At 62.4% G+C, this 14623-nt stretch carries 17 protein-coding genes; 15 read left to right on the top strand and 2 right to left on the bottom strand.

Going from position 1 to position 14623, the window contains the following annotated elements; all coding sequences use genetic code 11:
* The first annotated feature begins 38 nt into the window (after positions 1-38).
* From dop to lepB, 8 genes are all read left to right on the top strand, one after another.
* Complete coding sequence (dop, locus tag ACOQPI_RS13580; RefSeq protein ID WP_420620159.1) at positions 39-1562, top strand: depupylase/deamidase Dop; 1524 nt, start codon at positions 39-41, stop codon at positions 1560-1562.
* A 79-nt stretch (positions 1563-1641) separates the two neighbouring features.
* Positions 1642-1836 (top strand): ubiquitin-like protein Pup, encoded by a 195-nt coding sequence (locus ACOQPI_RS13575; RefSeq protein WP_420620158.1) that lies wholly within the window; start codon positions 1642-1644, stop codon positions 1834-1836.
* Between the two features lie 65 nt (positions 1837-1901).
* On the top strand, positions 1902-2702 hold the full coding sequence (prcB, locus tag ACOQPI_RS13570) for a proteasome subunit beta (RefSeq protein WP_420620157.1): 801 nt from the start codon (positions 1902-1904) through the stop codon (positions 2700-2702).
* Between the two features lie 2 nt (positions 2703-2704).
* Positions 2705-3376: a proteasome subunit alpha gene (gene prcA / locus ACOQPI_RS13565; RefSeq protein ID WP_420620156.1), complete on the top strand. Its 672-nt coding sequence runs from the start codon at positions 2705-2707 to the stop codon at positions 3374-3376.
* Between the two features lie 37 nt (positions 3377-3413).
* The gene (gene pafA / locus ACOQPI_RS13560; protein ID WP_420620155.1) at positions 3414-4772 is read left to right on the top strand and encodes a Pup--protein ligase; all 1359 of its coding nucleotides are present in this window, start codon (positions 3414-3416) and stop codon (positions 4770-4772) included.
* Between the two features lie 79 nt (positions 4773-4851).
* Positions 4852-5769: a helix-turn-helix transcriptional regulator gene (locus ACOQPI_RS13555; RefSeq protein WP_420620154.1), complete on the top strand. Its 918-nt coding sequence runs from the start codon at positions 4852-4854 to the stop codon at positions 5767-5769.
* On the top strand, positions 5766-6722 hold the full coding sequence (locus ACOQPI_RS13550) for a helix-turn-helix transcriptional regulator (protein ID WP_420620153.1): 957 nt from the start codon (positions 5766-5768) through the stop codon (positions 6720-6722). Before ACOQPI_RS13555 ends, ACOQPI_RS13550 begins: the two co-directional genes overlap by 4 nt.
* A 14-nt stretch (positions 6723-6736) precedes the next feature.
* Complete coding sequence (lepB, locus tag ACOQPI_RS13545) at positions 6737-7426, top strand: signal peptidase I (RefSeq protein WP_420620152.1); 690 nt, start codon at positions 6737-6739, stop codon at positions 7424-7426.
* A 7-nt stretch (positions 7427-7433) separates the two neighbouring features.
* Here lepB and ACOQPI_RS13540 read toward each other — a convergent pair whose 3' ends face one another.
* Together ACOQPI_RS13540 and ACOQPI_RS13535 are read right to left on the bottom strand one after the other, a co-directional pair.
* The gene (locus ACOQPI_RS13540; RefSeq protein WP_420620151.1) at positions 7434-8285 is read right to left on the bottom strand and encodes a metal ABC transporter ATP-binding protein; all 852 of its coding nucleotides are present in this window, start codon (positions 8283-8285) and stop codon (positions 7434-7436) included.
* Complete coding sequence (locus ACOQPI_RS13535; RefSeq protein ID WP_420620150.1) at positions 8282-9028, bottom strand: glycerophosphodiester phosphodiesterase; 747 nt, start codon at positions 9026-9028, stop codon at positions 8282-8284. The genes ACOQPI_RS13540 and ACOQPI_RS13535 overlap by 4 nt, the downstream gene beginning before the upstream one ends.
* 92 nt (positions 9029-9120) lie before the next feature.
* On the opposite strand from ACOQPI_RS13535, the gene tatB reads away from it, so the two are divergent.
* The 7 genes from tatB (at position 9121) to ACOQPI_RS13500 (ending at position 14623) form a co-directional block, all read left to right on the top strand.
* On the top strand, positions 9121-9420 hold the full coding sequence (tatB, locus tag ACOQPI_RS13530) for a Sec-independent protein translocase protein TatB (protein WP_420620149.1): 300 nt from the start codon (positions 9121-9123) through the stop codon (positions 9418-9420).
* A complete protein-coding gene (gene tatC / locus ACOQPI_RS13525) occupies positions 9417-10256 on the top strand; it encodes a twin-arginine translocase subunit TatC (protein ID WP_420620148.1) in 840 nt (279 codons plus the stop codon). The genes tatB and tatC overlap by 4 nt, the downstream gene beginning before the upstream one ends.
* Complete coding sequence (locus tag ACOQPI_RS13520) at positions 10237-10848, top strand: diacylglycerol/lipid kinase family protein (RefSeq protein ID WP_420620147.1); 612 nt, start codon at positions 10237-10239, stop codon at positions 10846-10848. Before tatC ends, ACOQPI_RS13520 begins: the two co-directional genes overlap by 20 nt.
* A gap of 53 nt (positions 10849-10901) precedes the next feature.
* A complete protein-coding gene (locus ACOQPI_RS13515; protein WP_420620146.1) occupies positions 10902-12080 on the top strand; it encodes a M20 family metallopeptidase in 1179 nt (392 codons plus the stop codon).
* A 59-nt stretch (positions 12081-12139) separates the two neighbouring features.
* Positions 12140-13756 (top strand): FAD-dependent thymidylate synthase, encoded by a 1617-nt coding sequence (locus tag ACOQPI_RS13510; protein ID WP_420620145.1) that lies wholly within the window; start codon positions 12140-12142, stop codon positions 13754-13756.
* Between the two features lie 115 nt (positions 13757-13871).
* Complete coding sequence (locus ACOQPI_RS13505; protein WP_420620144.1) at positions 13872-14372, top strand: hypothetical protein; 501 nt, start codon at positions 13872-13874, stop codon at positions 14370-14372.
* Complete coding sequence (locus tag ACOQPI_RS13500; protein WP_420620143.1) at positions 14369-14623, top strand: hypothetical protein; 255 nt, start codon at positions 14369-14371, stop codon at positions 14621-14623. The genes ACOQPI_RS13505 and ACOQPI_RS13500 overlap by 4 nt, the downstream gene beginning before the upstream one ends.

The following is a 14623-nucleotide window of genomic DNA, read 5'->3' as shown; positions in this document are numbered from 1 at the left end:
CCCCAGACCCGCCCCCTAAGTCATGTAGCGTGCCCTGCATGGCGGTTCCCAAGATCTGCGGCATCGAGACCGAGTTCGGGATCGCGCACACCGGCACCGACGATGCCAATCCGATCGCGGCTTCGTCCCTGCTTATCAACTCCTATCTGTCTGAAGTTGAGCGCACGGGGGAGGGTGGACCGGCTGCCGGAGTGACCTGGGATTTCGAAGACGAGATGCCGGGTAATGACATCCGGGGTATTGCTCCTTTGGGGTCGCTGGCCCCCGAGATCGAGACCCATTTGGTGAATGCCGTGCTTACCAACGGAGCTCGCTACTACGTGGACCATGCTCATCCCGAGTTGTCCACCCCCGAGTGCAGCAATGCCTTGGACGTGACTCGCTACGACAAGGCCGCCGAACTGATTCTCAGGCGCTCCATGGAAGCGGCCGCCCAGATACTGCCCCCGGGCCAAGAGCTCGTGGTGTACAAGAACAATTCCGACGGCAAGGGCAACAGCTATGGGTGCCATGAGAACTACCTCATGGCGCGCGCCACTCCTTTTTCCCAGATAGTGATTCATGCCACCGCCCACTTGGTGACTCGCCAGATCTTCACCGGCTCGGGCAAAGTGGGCTCCGAGGCACCGGGTCTGACTACCGAAGACGTTCCGTTCCAGATCACCCAGCGGGCCGATTTCTTTGAGGAGGAGGTGGGGCTGGAAACCACCCTCAAACGCCCCATCATCAACACCCGGGACGAGCCTCACGCCGATGCCCGGCACTATCGCCGCCTTCACGTGATCGCCGGTGACGCCAACATGTCGGAGGTGGCGACCTTCCTCAAGGTGGGAACCACTGCCATTGTCCTGGCCATGGTGGAGGACAACGTCTTGCCCCGGGAGTTCCGCTTTCGAATGCCAGTGCTCGCTATGCGGCAGGTGTCCTACGACCTGAGCCTGGCCAAACCCCTGGAGCTGGCCGATGGAACTTCTGCCACTGCGCTGGAGATCCAGTGGGACCTGTTGGACCAGGCCCGGAAATATGCCGACAGCCATGGGCTCGACACAGTGGGCGGCTCGGTGGGCGAGATGGTTATCGACCGGTGGGAGCAGGTCTTGGCCGGTCTGGAAGCCGATCCCGTAACCCTGGCCGGCCAGCTTGACTGGGTGGCGAAGTATCGGCTGATCCAGGGCTTGGCCCGGCGCCACGACCTGCGCCCTGACGATGCTCGGTTGGCCGCACTCGACCTCCAGTACCATGACTTGCGGCCCGAGCGGTCGGTTGCGGCCAGGGCAGGGTTGGAATCGTTGATCTCCGCCGACGGCGCGCAAGCAGCCATCACCGAGCCGCCATTGGACACTCGGGCCTATTTTCGAGGTCAGTGCCTCAAACGATGGGCCTCCAGCATTGTGGCCGCCAACTGGGATTCGATCGTGTTCGATGTGGGCGACGAGCCGCTGCGGCGGGTGCCCATGATGGAGCCCTCCCGGGGAACCGCAGACCATGTCGGTCAACTCTTGGCTGACTGCGACACCGCTGCTGATCTGTTGAATCGGCTAAGAGAATCAGGCACCCGCTGAAGCGCCACCGCGAATTGCCCTCACCTTGGTGTGGGCGCGATATCGTGATCCACACGAACTCGGGCATGAGGGGAATGAGATGGCGGAAAGAGAGCAGATCAAGAAACCGGCGCCTCAACGCGAGCAGACTGAAGTTGAAGACGCTCCGGCGGCCTCGGAACAAGTCGAGGAGTTGAAGGCCGAACTCGACGACCTGCTGGATGAGATCGACGAGGTGTTGGAGACCAATGCCGAGGACTTCGTGAAGTCATATATCCAGAAGGGCGGGCAGTAGCCCTTTGTGGCAGTCGATCGTTTGGACCGGCGCGGTTTAGACCTCATCGCGGTAGTCTGCCAATTGTGACGTTGCCCCTATTTGAAGCCGGGGGCGACCCGGGCCCCAACTTTGCGGCTTTGCTTCGCTCCACCGGGTTGGTGCCGCCCGATCCCGACGTCCCGGCTGCCGATCTGGCTATAACTCATGCCACCACCGTGGTCGCCATTCGCTGCCAGCAGGGAGTGGTGATGGCGGGGGACCGTCGAGCCACTGCAGGGCACCTCATCAGCCATCGCACGATTGAGAAGGTTTTCCCCGCCGACCGGCATTCCGGGGTGGCCATCGCCGGAGCTGCCGGGCCGGCCATGGAGATGGTTCGGCTGTTCCAGTTGCAGCTTGAGCATTATGAGAAGGTGGAGGGCAAGGGTCTCAGCCTGGACGGAAAGGCCAATCAGCTGGGCATGATGGTTCGGAACAACTTGCCCGCGGCCATGCAGGGGTTTGCCGTGGTGCCGCTGTTTGCCGGCTACGACACGACTCGAGAAGTCGGTCGGCTGTTCCAGTACGACGTGACCGGGGGCCGGTACGAGGAGCGGGAATACGCGGTTGGAGGTTCAGGAAGTCTGCATGCGGGAACGGTGATCAAACTGGGCTACCGACCCCGCGCTGATGCCGATGAGATGATTGATTTGGCGGTGTCGGCTCTGTTCCGCACCGCAGAGGAGGACTCCGCCACTGGCGGTCCCGATTTAGTGCGGGGCATATACCCGGTGGTGGCGGTTATCGGTGCCGATGGGTTCGAGCGAGTGGCCGATGCCGATGTGGAGGCACGGTTCCGGGATCTCCTGGCCAGTTTGGAGAGCCAGGGGGGTGATTCCGAATGACCATGCCCTTCTACGTTGCACCGGAGCAGCTGATGAAGGATCGGGCCGACTTCGCTCGCAAGGGAATCGCCCGGGGCCGAGCCCTGACTGCGCTGAGCATCAGCAACGGTATTTTGATCTGCGCGGAGAATCGGTCGAACACATTACGCAAGGTGAGCGAGATCTACGACCGGATCGCGTTTGCCGGTGTCGGCCGATACAACGAGTTCGATCAGCTCCGCATAGCCGGCGTTCGCCATGCCGACCTCAAGGGCTATACCTACAGCCGCGACGATGTGGATGCCCGGAGTCTGGCCAATCAATACGCCCAAGTACTGGGCCAGACTTTCACCCACGAGATGAAACCGCTGGAGGTGGAGATCCTGGTGGTTGAAGTGGCGCCTGAGTCCGATGGCGATCAGATGTTCCACGTGCTCTACGACGGCACTGTCAACGACGAGTCTGGTTACACCGTGTTGGGGGGAGAGGCTGACTCCATTGCTGAGCGGCTGGGTCAGACCTACGACGGTGACTGGGAATTGGGCGATGCCGTCAAGGCCTCCGCCGCCGCGCTGAGCGGGGAGGAGCGGACCCTGGAAGCCGACGATCTCGAGGTGGCCCTCTTGGTGCGGGAGACCGGTCGGAGGGCGTTCCAGAGGATCGAAGGCGACGAATTAGCTGAGTTGTTGAACTGATGAACAGGCGGGATCTCGGGATCGGGAACGGATAGGCATGGAGCGGCGCATTTTCGGGATAGAGAATGAGTACGGCGTTACCTGCGCGCTGCGGGGCCATCGCCGGCTCAGCCCTGATGAGGTGGCCCGCTACCTTTTCCGCCGGGTTGTGTCTTGGGGCCGCAGCAGCAATGTCTTTCTGGTCAATGGCGCCCGGCTCTACCTCGACGTGGGTTCGCACCCCGAGTACGCCACCCCAGAGTGCGACTCTGTCTACGACTTGGTGGCCCATGACAAGGCCGGCGAACGGATTCTGGAAACGCTTATTGAGAGCGCCGAGCAGCGGTTGCGGGAAGAAGGGATCCAGGGGGACATCTACCTGTTCAAGAACAACACCGATTCGGCGGGCAACAGTTACGGCTGCCATGAGAACTACCTGACGAGTCGGCGCGACGACTTCTCCGAGTACGCGGAGGTCCTGATTCCGTTCCTGGTCAGCCGCCAGATCTATGCCGGGGCGGGCAAGGTGCTCCAGACGGCTCGCGGGGCCACCTACTGCATGAGCCAAAGAGCCGAGCACATCTGGGAGGGGGTTTCCAGCGCGACCACCCGTTCTCGGCCGATCATCAACACCCGCGATGAGCCCCACGCTGACGCTGAGCGGTATCGAAGGCTGCACGTGATCGTGGGCGATTCCAATATGAGCGAATACGCCACATTCTTGAAGACAGGAGCGACCAGCATCCTGCTGCGGATGTTGGAAGACCCATCGGTGGCGTTGAGAGACATGACCCTGGACAACCCGATCCGGGCTATCCGGGAAATCAGCCATGACCCCACCTGCACTCGGCGGATACGCCTGGCCAGCGGCCGCGAGGTCAGCGCACTGGATATCCAGTCTGAGTATCTCGACCGGGCGCTCAAGTACGCCGACAGTCGGGAGCTAGAGCCCCAAGACAAGCAGGCCCTGCAGATGTGGGAGCATTGCCTGGTCCAGATCGCCAAGGATCCCCTCGGTTTGACCCGGGAATGCGATTGGGTGATGAAGTACCACCTAATCGAGGCCTACCGTGAACGCCACGGCCTTGGTCTCGGCGACTCCCGGGTGGCCCTGCTGGATCTTCAGTACCACGACGTGAACCGCTCGCGTAGCTTGTTCTACCGGATGCAGAATCGGGGCTTGGCCGAGCGGATGTGCGTCGACGACGAGATCAGCCATGCGGTCGAGCACCCGCCCGCCACTACTCGGGCCCGGCTCCGGGGAGAGTTCATTCGACGGGCAAAGGAGCGCAAGCGGGACTACACCGTGGACTGGGTGCATCTGAAGTTGAACGACCAAGCCCAACGGACCGTCCTCTGCAAAGACCCGTTCCGAGCCCATGACGAGCGGGTGGAAAAGCTGATCGAATCCTTGTGATGTCCGGGCGCAAGCCAGAGCAGGGGCGCTGATGGTTGCCGGGTCGAGACGAAAGCCAGAGCAGGTAAGGCTGGAGCGCTTGCTTCGACTCATAGCCGCACTGATCGAGACTCCCCGCTTTTTGTCCATTGAAGAGTTGCTGGAAAGGGTTGGGACTTCCCGAGGAGACGATTCGGCTGGCTACCCCGAAAACGGAGCCGCCGCCAAGAGGGCCTTTCACCGGGATATGAACCAGTTGGCCGATGCCGGCATACCGGTTATCGCCGGACCAGTACCCGGCCAAGAACGGGAGACCTGGGGGTACCGGATTCGCAAGCAGGACTACTCACTGCCAGAGATGGATTTTGAGGCCGACGAGCTCGCCGCCTTGCACCGGGCCGCCACTGCGGTCCGTTTCGACGGGGTCTCAGGCACCGAGGCCCTGTGGAAGCTAGGCGGTCGGGTGGGGGAGGGGACCGAGGCTGAGTTGGCCGCGGTGCCTGTGCATCCTGCCCTGGCTGAGCTCTTCCAGGCAGTCACCGAACAGCGGGTGGCCGAGTTCACCTATGGCGGTCAGCCCCGCTCAGTGGAGCCTTGGACTCTGGCCTTCGACCAAGGCCACTGGTACGTGGTCGGACACGACCGAGGGCGGGAGGACAAGCGCACCTTCCGGGTAGACCGGATTGAAGGCGATATGTCTCTGGGATCGCCAGGCGGCTTTCAGCAGCGAGAGGGAACCACGGGCTGGGCGCCATTCCAGCCCTGGAAGTTCGGAAGCGGCCCGGCTGTCACCGCCCGGTTGAAGGTTGATCCCGATCAGGCGGTTTGGGCCGCTCGGCGGCTCGGCCAAGAACCCTCGGAGAGGGGTTCCGACGGCTCGGCTGTGTTCGAGGTAGTGGTTCGAAGCCCAGACGCCTTCCGATCCCTGGTTTTGGAGTTCCTTGAACATGCCGAAATGCTCGGACCTCCTGAACTGCGCACTGACATGGTGGCTTGGCTCGAAAGACTGAGCCGATGAGCCGGTTGAGCGCTGGTGACCGACTGCGGAGGATGCTGGAACTGGTTCCGTGGGTGATGTCCCAAGGAGGCGCCGAGCTGAGCGAGGTGTCCCAGCGATTCGACTACCCGGAGACGGAGCTGCGGGAAGACTTGGTGAAAGTGCTGTTTGTGGTTGGGCTGCACCCGTTCACGCCAGACGAGCTGATATACGTGATGGGTCTGGATGAAGATGACAACGGCGGTTGGGTGGCGATCAGCAACGCCGACTATTTCTCCCGGCCACTCCGGCTCACCCCTGGCCAGGCGCTGGGTCTTATTGGGGCTGGGGAGGCTCTGTTGTCCGGTGCCGACCCTGAAGGCCCCTTGAGCCGGGGATTGGCCAAGCTGGCCGATGGGCTTGGAGTGAGTATGGGCGAGGACCTCGCGGTCAGCTTGGGAGAGCTGGCCGACGAATGGGTCGAGCCTCTGCTGGCCGCGGTTGCTGATTGCCGCCAAGTACGGATCCGCTACTTCAGCTTCGGAAGAGGCCAGGAATCCGATCGCGTTATTCATCCATTCCGAGTTTTCTCGGATATGGGCAACTGGTATGTGCAGGGCCACTGTCAGCAGGCCGAAGGGGTGCGGGTATTCCGAATTGATCGGATCAGGTCGCTAGAACTGTTGGAGGCGCGGTTCGACCCGCCCGACGAGACCGGCGCACCCTCAGCCTTCGAAGCCCGCGAAACCGACCCCCGGGTTGTGCTGCGGCTATCGCCAGGGGCTTCTTGGGCCATTGAGAAGTACCCCACCGAAGACCAGGTGGTTCTAAGCAGTGGAGAGGTCGACGCCACCATGCCCGTGAGCCATGTCAGCAGGCTCGAGCGGCTGTTGCTCCAGCTCGGGCCTCAGGCTGAGCTGCGGCGCGCCGACCCACCGGTGGCCCCGGACCAGGCTCGTCTCGCCGCCCAGCGGGTACTGGCCCGGTACCAATAGGGGTATTCGACGCCATGACCATCGATCAGCCTGACCAGCAAGCAGGCCCGGTAGCTGCGCCAGCTTCGCAGGACCAGCATGCCGATCAGCCGGTGTTCGCGCCGACTCCTGAGGAAAGTGGGGAGAGCGGAGCAGACGGCAAACGGAAGAAGTCCAGTGCCCGGGTCGTCGCCGAGTGGGTTCTGGTCTTGGCTGGGGCCCTGGTGTTGGCCCTAGTGCTGCGCTCGGTGCTGTTCCAGGCCTACTACATCCGTTTCACTTCCATGGAGCCCACCCTGGGCAACGGCGACCGGGTCTTGGTGAACAAGCTGGGCTATGACCTCAACGATGTGAGTCGCGGCGACCTTGTGGTGTTCGAGCGGCCCTCGGGAGTCAGCGGCCGACAGGAGGATGACCTCATCAAACGGGTCATCGCCCTGCCTGGCGAAGTGATCGAGTTTGTCGAGGGAAATGTCTATATCGATGGCCGGCGGCTCCACGAGCCCTATCTTGAATCATCCGGCATCACGACCGGCAGGATGCCTTCAGGATGCGAGCGCATTGTGGACGGAGGCTGTTTGGTCGGGGAGGGGAAGGTGTTCGTCATGGGCGATAACCGGGCAAACTCCACCGACAGTCGGGCCTTCGGTCCCATCCCCGAGAACTTGATCGTGGGACACGCCTTCTTGCGACTTTGGCCGGTGACGGATTTCGGTCGCCTCTAATTCTTGCTCAACGGTCGTAGGGATCGTGGCCGTGGCCGTGGTCGCTGAAGACGTGGATTACCCCATCGGTGTGGTCGTCGTGCTCGCCGTGGAACACGCAATCGTCCTTATCGCCGTGGGCCATGCGAAGGCCAAAGGCCTCTTGCAAGTTCTTGTTGGTCAGAACCTCACCGGGCGTGCCCGACGCGACTATCCGGTTGGCCAAGAGAATCACCTGGTCGCAAAGTTCGGCCTCGTCCATGTGATGGGTGGAGATAACCACGATTCGACCCCGCCTGCGTTCCTCATCAACGATGCGAAGGATCGTCTCTTGGCTGGGCAAATCCAAGCCGGTAATGGGCTCGTCCATCAACAGCACGTCGGCGTCGTGGGCCAAGGCCTGGGCCACCATTACCCGCTGGCGCTGGCCTCCCGACAGCTCTCCGAACTGGCGGTTGCCCAAGTCGGATACCTCGAGGCGTTCGGCCGCATTCTCGATCAGTAACCGATCTGCTGCTCCCAAACGCCTGATCAAACCTCGGTCGCGGAAACGGGACATGCGCAGCACGTTGGAAACGGTCAATGGCATCCACCCCCGCTGTCCGTGCTGCTGAGCCACTAGAGCGAATATCTTCTTGGAGGGTTCTGGGAAGATGGTCCCTTGGGTTGGTGGGGCGAGACCGCACATCATTCGGAGCAAGGTGGTCTTGCCCGAGCCATTTGGCCCGATCAGAGCGGTGGACGTTCCATGCTCGAATTGGCAGGTGACGTCAGCGAGGGCGACGTGGCCGTTGCCGAACTTGGCGGTGACGTCGGCGAAGGCAATGGGATCTTTGTTTTGAGCGACCAGGGCCTTGGCAGATGCGGCTTGTTCGCTCATTGCCCCTCAGGGTACCAGCTTGTCAGCGCCTCTCTCATGCGGTCGACGTGGTCGCTGTACACCGCGTCGATGCCCATGTCCAGCAGCTCTCTGAGCACTCGGGGTTGTTGGGCATCCCAGCCGAAGCAGAGGATTCCAAACCGGTGGAAGAGGGTTACCAGGCCACCGGTCCAGTCGGTCTGATGGAGGTTCACCGAGTCGATGGCGGCCTCAGCCAGCACTGCGGCGCGTCGCTCCGGCCCGCCGTCCATACGACTCAGCCGGGTGGAATTGCACAGGCGCACATCGGGCCAGAGGCTTCGCAGTTCGACCAGGGTGTCCACGTCGGGGTGGCACAGCCATAGTCGCTGACGAAGTGGAAGCCCGGTGCGGGCTGCGGCCTCGTCCACACTGGCGACCACCGCGGGAGCCGCGTCAGGATCTTTCAGATCGAGGGACAGCTCGAAACCTCCGCCGCACCTGCCATAGAGCTCGGCCAGGCTGGGAATGTGGCCGGGAAGTTCGTCTCGCCGGCAATCGGGAATGGGCCGTTTCCGCGGCCAGCGGCCCATCCGAACAACACCGTCATGGTCAAGCACGGCCTGCCCATCGGCGGTCACCCAGGCATCGCTCTCCAAGCCGGTGGCCCCCATTTCCAATGCCTGGCTGAACGCGGCCAGCGTATTTTCGTGTTCGTGGGCTCGAGCCCCCCGATGGGCGAATCCAATTGGGGGTATGAGAAGGGCGGGAATCCTTGGGGCCATTAGTCAAACCTCGAGCAGCCTCGCGGAGTATAGGTAGCGATGGTCACGCCTTGAGCAGCCCTGTAAAGGATAGGTAGCGGTAGCCTCTCGGTGTGGGCAACCTCGGATGGGCTGAGATCGCGGTGATCGTGGTGGTGGCCCTGGTTGTGCTGGGACCAGAGAAATTGCCGGGAGCAGCTCGCCAGATCGGGAACGTCCTTCGTCAGGTCCGAAAGATCTCCACTGGGTTTCAGCAGGAGCTGCAAAATGCCCTAGACGAGCCTATGGAGGCTGAAGCCCGCCAGCGCGGCCAGCTTGCCGTTGAACAGAGCAGGCAGGGAAGCAGTCCGGGGAACGAGGAGTCGAAGACACAGACTGAACAGACCTCCGACCCACCGCCAAGCAGCCAGTGAGCGACCAGGGGGAGGGCCGCCTCCGATCCAGCGATGGAACCATGCCTTTGATGGGGCACCTGGTGGAGTTGCGATCACGGCTCATCAAGAGCATTTTGGCCGTGGTGGCCGGCGCGGTGGTGTGCTGGGTGTTCTACCCCCAGATCTTGGACCGGTTGGTCCAGCCCTATTGCGACGTGGTCCCCGAAGAAGCGGTGGCCGAAGAAGCAACCCGTCAAAACCTCTTCGGTGGCTGCGAGCTGTTGGTACTCGACCCGCTGGAGCCGTTCTCGGTGCGCTTGACCGTGGCGGGCTACGGAGGGCTGACGCTGGCAATCCCGGTGGTGCTCTGGCAGGTGTGGAGGTTTGTGCAGCCCGGCCTGTATCCCCGCGAGCGCCGCCACGCGGCCGCCTTCACCGTGATAGGAGCCCTGCTCTTTGCCTTGGGAGCTGGCCTCGCGTATTGGAGCATCCCCCGGGCGCTTAATTTCTTGGCCTCCATCGGCGGCGAAGACTTGGTGACCGGCTTCTCGCCGGCCAAATACTTGTCGTTCGTCATCAAGATGATGGCGGCGTTCGGAATCGGCTTCGAATTCCCCATCCTGCTGGTGTTCTTGCAGATGGCCGGGATCATCCACTACCGACAGCTGATACGAGGGAGGCGATTCGCCATTGTGGGCATTGTCGCCCTGGTTGCGGTGATTACTCCTAGTGGAGACCCGTTCACACTCATGGTGCTGTCGGTGCCCATGTACCTGTTCTATGAGGCTGCCATTGGAATCGGCTGGTTGCGGGACCGCCGACAAAGGCGTCAGGCGCCCGAAGAGGTAGAAGCCAATGCCCATACAGCAGGGTGAGGATTGGGGCGAGTCCGGAGGTCTGGGCGCTGACGGCGTATTGGTGAGCAGCGACGCCGAGGCTCGGTCAGTGATCGAAGAGGCCCGTCGGGCCAGTCGTCCGCTGCCCGAGCTGGGGTTGTTGGGAGGTGATCTGTGCCGCACCCTCGGAGGGAGGGGTGATGCCGAGGCCATTCGCTCACCGGAAGCGTGGAGGTTCGCTGTGGACCTCGGAGCAGTACTGCTGGATGGGCGTCTGTTCTGGTTCTGCGCCCACCTTGCGGCTCGGAGAAAGGGGTGGGCTGGCGAGGCACTGGTGGCCATGAACGCGGCGTGGTGGGGAAGCTGGAATCTTGGACCCAAAGCCCATCCAGGAGACGGATTGCTAGACGTCTCCCATGGCCGTCTATCGGTCCGAGATCGGCTGCGAGCCCTACGCCGGGTGGGCACCGGAGACCACCTACCCCATCCCCAGATTCGGTACCGCCGCACCGGCGCTGTCCAAGTGGAGCTCGAGCGGCCGCTGATGGTGGAGCTAGACGGACAACCAGTGCAAAAGGCTTCCAACTTGTCCATCCGAGTGGAGCCAGCAGCACTCATTGTTGTGGTGTGACTGAGGACTGCATTACCGCGACAATCCACGACGGGACAAGTAGCATTCGCCCCGTGACTCCCGATGTGGCCAAGCAGCAGATGGCTTCAGAGGTTGATGCCCGGGCATCTCGACTACTCAGCGTCTCCCACCAGATCCATGCGAACCCCGAATTGTGTTTCGAGGAACACACCGCCCACGATCTGCTCTGCTCTGTCTTAGAGGACGAGGGGCTCGAAGTGGAGCGGTCGGCATTCGGCCTAGACACGGCGTTTGTCGCCAGAGCGGGCGGCGCCGGCCCTCATGTTGCGGTGATTTGCGAATACGACGCATTGCCTGAAATCGGGCATGCATGCGGCCACAACGTGATCGCAGCCGCGGGACTGGGTGCCGGATTGGCCGCGGCCGTCCTGGCCGACGAGCTTGGGGGACGCATCAGCATTATCGGCACCCCTGCGGAGGAGGGCGGTGGCGGCAAGCAGTACATGCTAGAGAGAGGCGCTTTCGACGGCATCAGCGCAGCCATGATGGTGCACCCCGCCAATCACGAGCTCGTCCGCATGAACACCATCGCCGTGGAGCAGCTAGTGGTGACGTACGCCGGTCAGCCATCCCACGCCTCCGCGTCACCCCACCTGGGTAGAAATGCCCTCGACGGTGCGGTGCTGGGGTACATGAACGTGGCTGCCCTTCGCCAGCACATACGGCCTGATGAGCGCATCCACGGGATCTTCACCCGGGCTGGGGACAAGCCGAACATCGTTCCTCACGATGTCGCCGCAGAGTGGTACGTCCGCTCTCCGAAGCTGGACAGCCTGGCCGAGTTGAAAGAGCGGGTGGTGGCCTGCCTCGAAGCAGGTGCGGCGGCTGCCGGGGTGGACATTGAGTGCCGTCGAGAATCGCCGATCTTCGCCGACTTGATCGACAACCAGGTGCTGCTGGACCTTTATGCCCGCAACGCCGCGTCGACGGGGCGGATCGCTCGCGAGCCCAAGTCGTCGGCCGCGGTCGTGGGCAGCACCGATATGGGAAATGTGAGCTACGCAGTGCCGTCGATCCATCCCATGATCAAGGTGGCCCCGGACAATGTGGCCATTCACACCCCGGAGTTCGCCCACTACGCCGAATCGGAAAGCGGCGACCAGGCGGTGCTCGACGGAGCGAAGATCATGGCCATGACGGTGGCCGATCTGTGGTTGGATCCTGGCGCCACGAACCGGGCTGCCGATGAGTTGGCTCAAAGCCTGCAATGACTCAATACGTCGCCAACCTGCAATGGCCCTTCAGCGACTTAGTTCGCCGCTAGCCTGCAATGACTCAGTACGTCGCTGAACAGTTCACCAATGAAGAGGCGGACATCCTCCGCCGGTACTTCACCAACCTGGATCAGCCGGTGTTCGCCCTCGTCAACCTGCCCGAGGTGGTCAAGGGGGCACTGTTTGCCCGCTATAGCCGTTCGGCCAAGTCGCTGCGTCGGCTGTTCTTGGACGAGTTTGTCGGCGAGCTGGACATCAGTGGTGACGTGAGTATCGACGCCACCGTGGGGTTGCGCCGAGCCGAGGAGCTATACGACCGGGTTTTCTTTGAATATGGGGACGATTCGGTTGCCCAGTTGGGCGGAGTCCACTTGGCCTGCGAGCAGGCCTCCAACATCTTGACCAAGGTGCTGGAGTGGGGTCGGCTTATGTCATATCTGGAGCAGTCCACGCGGTATATCGACTATCTCGCTCGGATTGGCGGCCGTTATCGCTACTACCGCGATCCCCAGGTTGGGGAGTCTCCTCTGTCGGGCCGCTACGTGAGCGACATGGACCGAATGTTCGAGGCCTACGGCCAACTCCTGCCTGCCATGACCGACTTCTACCGCGAGCACACCCCCAGGGACTCGGACTCCTCCGACTTCGCCTATCGCCAGGCGATCCGGGCCAAGGCCCTGGATGCCGTTCGGGGGGTGCTGCCCGCGGCAACCGTGTCCAACGTGGGCATCTACGGCACCGGCCAATCCTACGAACTGCTGCTGCTTCGAATGCGGGCCCACGAACTACCGGAAGTGCAGACCTATGCCGAATTGATGTTGACCGAGCTGCGCAAGGTCATCCCTTCCTTCTTGAAGCGGGTGGATCTAGAGGACCGAGGGGTGGCGTGGAGTCGCTATATGGGCGACGTCCAAGAGTCGATGGAGAGCGTGGTCGACTACCTGCTGCCGGCCGACCTGCCAATTGATGAAGCTCCGACGGTGCGGTTGGTGGATTTCGACCCAGACGCCGAGATCAAGATGGTGGCGTCCATGCTCTATCCCTACACCCATTTCTCGGAAGAGCAACTAGAACGAGAGGTTCGGGCGATGGGGGCAGAAGACCGCCTCTCCGTCGTGCGGGCATACGTCGGCGAGCGGGCCAATCGCCGACACAAGCCCGGACGGGCCTTGGAGCGTTCCTTTTACCGGTTCGACATATTGGCCGACTACGGTGCCTTTCGGGATCTCCAGCGCCATCGCATGCTCACCCTTGAATGGCAGAAGCTCAGCCCCCGCCACGGCTTCACCCTTCCTGAGTCGGTGGACGCCGCGGGATGTGCTCCGGTCTTCAAAGAGGCCATGGATCGCTCAGCCGACTTGTACGGCCTCTTGAACCGGGATTTCCCCGAACAGGCCCCCTATGCGGTGAGCTTTGCCTACAAGGTGCGCTTCAACATGAGCATCAACGCCAGGGCCGCAATGCACGTTATCGAGCTGCGCACCACCCCTCAGGGCCACTCGGTGTACCGGGAGATCGGGCAGGACATGTGGCAGCTCATCCGCGATGAGGCCGGCCACCCGGCAGTGGCAGAGATGATGCGTTTTGTCGACCTCAGCGAAGAACCTCCGCTTGGCCGCCTGGATGCCGAACTTCGAGCAGAAGAGCGTCGCCAGGTTCGAGAGCGGGCATGAGCCGGAGATGCTCTTTTGGCCAAATGGAAGATTGAACGGGTAAGTGCGCACATTGTGGCGCGCCGGTGTCTATGATCCGCGCTGATCGGATTGCCTGAGGAGGTAGCAGGGGAGCATGACAGACCCTGACGAGCACGACGAGATGCCGGACGAGGAGTTCGACGAAAGCGCCATCGACGACCTCGACGAAGACATCGGCGAGGAACTCGATGATGAGTTCGAAGCTGTCCTCGGAGACGGCGATCTTGAGGACGATGACCTCGACGAGGAACTCGAGGAAGAGGAAGAGGAAGAGAGCGGGAACAACGGGCCAGCTCGCAACGCAAACGCGGGCGATGATGAGGATGGCGAAGGGGAGGACATCGACCCCGACAACGTCGAGGCTGATCTCGACACCATTTTGAAAGACCGCCTGGCCGCCGGTGACGACGAGGACGAAGACGAGGAGACTCCCGACCCGTCGCCTGAGGCCTCGGGTCAGGTCGCGCCCAAGCGAGACAATGAGTGGACCTGCGAGGGGTGTTTCCTGATCGTCAGCTCGAGCCAGTTCGGGTCCCGCGAGAATCCCCGGTGTCCTTCGGGGGAAGAGCCCTGTCCGTCTTTGGCCCGGCTATGAGCTCGACCGGTGACGCCGATTCCTCCCGGGAGTCGGCTGGTTCCTCCCGCGAGTCGATGGACCGTCTGCTTGATACGGTGCTCTACGCACCCGTGGGGCTCTTGCTGTCGGTTGACTCGCCGCCTTCCGAATTGGCCGCCCGGGGTCGCCGCCATTTGGAAGCGGCTCGCCTGCTCGGCCGCATGGCTTTGGACCATTCCTCGAAGCCTTCGGGGGCCAGCGTCGACCCCTTTGATTTAGAGCCAGGTTGA

It is taken from the genome of Candidatus Poriferisocius sp., assembly GCF_965219815.1.
In the GTDB taxonomy this organism is placed as follows: domain Bacteria; phylum Actinomycetota; class Acidimicrobiia; order Acidimicrobiales; family Bin134; genus Poriferisocius.
This window is presented reverse-complemented; position numbering and strand designations above follow the sequence as displayed.